This window comes from Streptomyces sp. NRRL WC-3549 (genome assembly GCF_000721935.1).
Lineage (GTDB): Bacteria > Actinomycetota > Actinomycetes > Streptomycetales > Streptomycetaceae > Streptomyces.
In genome coordinates this window covers 47350-50348 of the sequence record NZ_KL585396.1, presented here as the reverse complement: position 1 = coordinate 50348, position 2999 = coordinate 47350, and the positions used below count along the sequence as shown (strand labels likewise).

General features: G+C 69.8%; 2 protein-coding genes. Both read left to right on the top strand.

What is annotated here, in order from left to right; translation table 11 throughout:
* Positions 1-641: 641 nt before the first annotated feature.
* Entirely contained in the window at positions 642-1670 is a 1029-nt protein-coding gene (locus IH13_RS0114135) for a LacI family DNA-binding transcriptional regulator (RefSeq protein WP_234433296.1), read from the top strand.
* 43 nt (positions 1671-1713) lie between these two features.
* Positions 1714-2999, top strand: a 1286-nt coding sequence (locus IH13_RS0114130; protein WP_051835839.1) for an FAD-dependent oxidoreductase, incomplete at its 3' end; no start/stop codon positions are given.

Here is a 2999-nt window from a genome sequence, read left to right as displayed (position 1 = left end):
GCTGTCGCCGTTCTCGCCGCTTTCGCTGCCGTTCTTCTCAGAGGCCGCCATGTTTTCACCTGCCTTGCATCATCGTGGCTTCCCGCCGAATTCCCTCGGTAGGCCAGGCGTTCGGGGATGCAATGCGGGTGCCCATGACGTCAGCACGTATGCATGGACATTCGGTCCGGCCGTCGCCCGGGCGCACCCGGCTGAGCCGGAGCGCGAGGGTGGTCACCAAGGCAGGCGTGCTGCCACCAGGCCGTGGCAGACGAGTGCTGAGCAGAGTTGCGGACCGATGCGGTGAGCCGTCTGCCTCTTGGCCAGGTGGCAAGTTTTCGAAGGCGACGACGGCTCGGACGACGGTTGTGATCCGGGGGGTGCCACAGCGGAGCTTCCGCCGGGGCCGCCAGGACGCGAGGATCGCCATGGCGCGTCCGCCGAGGCCGCGGGCCTCCTCGTGGTCCCGGTCGTGACGCAGGCGTCGGCCCTGCCGGTGCCTGCGCGGAGACCAGGCGGAGAGCATTGACGACGCGATGAGGCGCCCTTAAGGTAACCGCTAACCCCAACGATTACCCCGAGCGGACGCGGCATTGAGGGTAAACGTTTACCTTCAGGGCTGGCGACGGCGGGAAAGGAACATGATGCGAGCTGGCGGGCGTGTGACGCTCAAGACGATCGCCGAATCACTGGGGGTCTCCGTGAAGACCGTCTCGCGGGCGCTGGCGGGCAAGGACTCGGTCGGTGAGGAGCTGAGGTCCCGCATCCGCGCGGAGGCCGAACGCCTCGGCTATGTGCCGAACTCGATGGCCAGGTCCCTGGTCTCCGGTGCCGCGATGACGTTGGGCATGGTCATCACCCATCCGGCGAACCCGTTCTACGCGCTGCTGATCAGCGCCGTCGAGGAACGCTGCCGCGCCAACGGCTACTCGCTGCTGCTCATGGTGACCGAGGAGGACCTGGAGACGGAGCGGGAGGCGGCGGAGGCGCTCCTGCGGTGGGGGGTGGACGGAGCCGTGGTGATCCCCGTTCAGGAGGGCGCGGAGCACTGGCAGCGGCTGCGGGACTCCGGGGTGCCGATCGTGCTGGTCAACCGTGGACTGGACGGCTTCGAGTGTGACTTCGTCGGTGTCGACCACGAGCGTGGGGCCCACGAAGCCGTCTCCCATCTGATCGACACCGGTGCCTCCGCCGTCTACCTGCTGGAGGAGGACGTGCCGTTCTCCTCGGCCGCCGACCGGCGCGCCGGCTTCCACCGCGCGCTCGCCGAACGAGGCCTCCCCGTGCACGACGGCACCGTCATGCTGGTGCCACCGTCGGTGCGCGGGCGGCGGGTGCAGCCGTGGGAACCGGGGGCCGCCTACGAGTGCGCCCAACAGTTGGTGAGCGGAATCGAACCGGGCGCGGCGGTCCTGACCGGAAGCGACTACTTCGCGCTCGGTCTGTACCGCGCACTGTCCGAGAGGGGCATCGACGTGCCTGGGCAGGTCACGGTGATCGGCCACGGTGACCTGCCGTTCGCCGCATACCTCCAGCCCGCGCTGGCCAGCGTCCGCCCCCCGGCCGACGACATCGGTGCGAGGGCCGCGGACCTGCTGTTCGAGCGCATCCAGGGCTCGACCGCTCCCGCTTCGAACATCTACCTCGCCCCGGAGCTGAGGATTCGCGCCTCCGCCGGCGGCGACGACTGACGTAAGACGAACCGACGTAGGACGAACTGAGAGGAACACAGCGATGCCGCATGCGAAAAAGCAGCAGGTGACGGTGTATGAACAGGCCCGGGAGATCCCGGTCGTGGCCGACGTCGACGTCCTGGTCGTCGGTGGTGGTCCGGCCGGTGTGTGCGCCGCCGTCGCCGCGGCCCGGGCGGGCGCGAGCACGTTCCTGGTCGAGCGGCACGGATTTCTCGGCGGAATGTGGACCGCGGGGATGGTTCTCACACTCGCCGGCTACAACTCCTGGCTGCGCCCGTACCAGCGCTGCGTAGAGGGTGTCCCCGCGGAGTGGCTCGCCCGTGCCGCGAAGGAGGGTGGTGCCGTCGACGGTGACGGCTGGGTGCTGAACTCCGATCCGGAGGTCATGAAGCGGGTCGCCGACGAGATGATCGAGACCGAGGGCATCGGCATGCTGCTGCACAGCTGGGGCGCCCGCCCGATCGTCGAGGACGGCGCCGTGCGTGGTGTGTACGTCGAGAACGTCGACGGCCGTCGCGCCATCCGCGCCTCGGTCACCGTGGACTGCACCGGAAACGGTGACGTCGTGGCCCGCGCCGGTTCCGACTGGGCCAAGGGCAACACACTGCAGCCGATGACCATGCCGTTCCGGGTGGGCAACGTGGCACCGGACGCGGAACGCGAGCACAACGCATCGGTGCGGATACCCATCGGCCCGGAGGCGACGCTGTTGAAGCAGCCGCTGCTGGGGCGGTACGCCTCCACGCGCAGGGACATCGACCTGGACGTGGACGCCATGCGGGCGGCCAGGGCACGGGGCGAGCTGCCGCCGTTCGGCGGCCCGTGGTTCGGTGGCATGGAGAAGGACATCGCCTGGGTCAACACCACCCGGGTGGTGGGCGACGCGTCCGACGCGGAGGAGCTCACCCGCGCGGAAGTCACCGGCCGTAAGGACACCGTCGTACTGCTCGACGCCCTGCGCGAGTACAGCCCGGCCTTCGCGGACGGGCGGCTGCTGCACACGAGCACCCAGATCGGCGTCCGCGAGACACGACGCCTCGTGGGGGAGTACACGCTCACCGGCGACGACATCCGTGCCAACGCCCGGTTCGACGACGGCATCGCGGTCGGCTGCTGGCCGATCGACGTGCACCCGGCCGGGGATGTCGGCGTCCACGCCATGTACGTGCCGCTCCCTTACGAGATCCCCTACCGCAGCCTGCTGCCCCGGGACACCGACAGCCTGCTCGTGGCCGGCCGGTGCATCTCGGTGGACCGTGAGGCACTCGGATCGGCGCGCGTGGGTGCCACCTGTGCCGCGACGGGCCAGGCCGCGGGGGTGGCCGC